This window comes from Vibrio sp. 10N.222.48.A3 (genome assembly GCF_041475345.1).
Taxonomy (GTDB): domain Bacteria; phylum Pseudomonadota; class Gammaproteobacteria; order Enterobacterales; family Vibrionaceae; genus Vibrio; species Vibrio tasmaniensis_A.
In genome coordinates, this window is sequence record NZ_JBFRVX010000922.1 from 1 (window position 1) to 889 (window position 889).

Sequence of the window (889 nt, forward strand, 5' to 3'; positions counted from 1 at the left end):
GTAATTGCTTATAGATAGCAATCGCCAACTCAGGGGCGTGATTATTGTCTGGGGTGTGGATCATTAAATAAGGTTGTTTTCCTTCATTTAACCAAGTCGGTAATTTCGCGAACCAAGGTTTAAAGAAAGCCAGATTGGGTTCCTGATCTGGATGACCAATAAAGCGAACCATCGGATTGTTTGCCGTCGCAATGGCATGAACCGGAACACGTGGTTTCTTTTGATGCGCGTCGATCACCGCTTCTGTGGTTGGTGGTGCGGAGAAAACAGGACGGCTATCCATAATGATGCGATTGATCCCTTCTTCTATCAACCAATGATTGAAACGTTTTTCGGCATCGCCTTTATCAAAGAAACCAAGGTGACGAACTTCAACGCCGAGCTGCATGTCTTTTGGAAACAAGGTACAAAATTTTTGCAGGGCAGGAAGCATGCTGGGTTCGAAGCTATGGGGCAATTGAATCGTCCACTGACCAATGCGCCTATGTAGGGGCGACATGGTGAGCAGAAATTCTTTGAGCTCGGCTTGGCAATGTTTTAAGTGCTGCTGGTGGGTGATGAACTTAGGCAGCTTAAAAGTAAACTTGAAATCATCGTGACTCGCGGCTTTCCAGTTATTGACCGTTGAGACACTGGGTGTCGCATAGAAAGTCGTGTTGCCTTCAACGGTATGAAAAACTTGGGAGTATTTTTCTAAGCGCTCAGCGGGTTTTGTTCCTTTACCATAGAACTGACTTTGCCACTCAGAGTGAGACCACATTGTTAACCCAAGTCTTAGAGGTAAAGTTTCTGTTGTTATTACACGAGCATCCATCTATTACACCGTTATTTATCACGCCATCAGTCATTACAAAAAATTTTTGGGTTGAAATTAGGGCGTGTTGATCTT

The 889-nt window shown here is 44.3% G+C and carries 1 protein-coding gene; it reads right to left on the reverse strand.

The window, feature by feature from the left end; all coding sequences use genetic code 11:
• A partial coding sequence (locus tag AB4653_RS21855; RefSeq protein ID WP_372105341.1) for a DUF72 domain-containing protein occupies positions 1-814 on the reverse strand: 814 nt, incomplete at its 3' end.
• Positions 815-889: the final 75 nt, after the last annotated feature.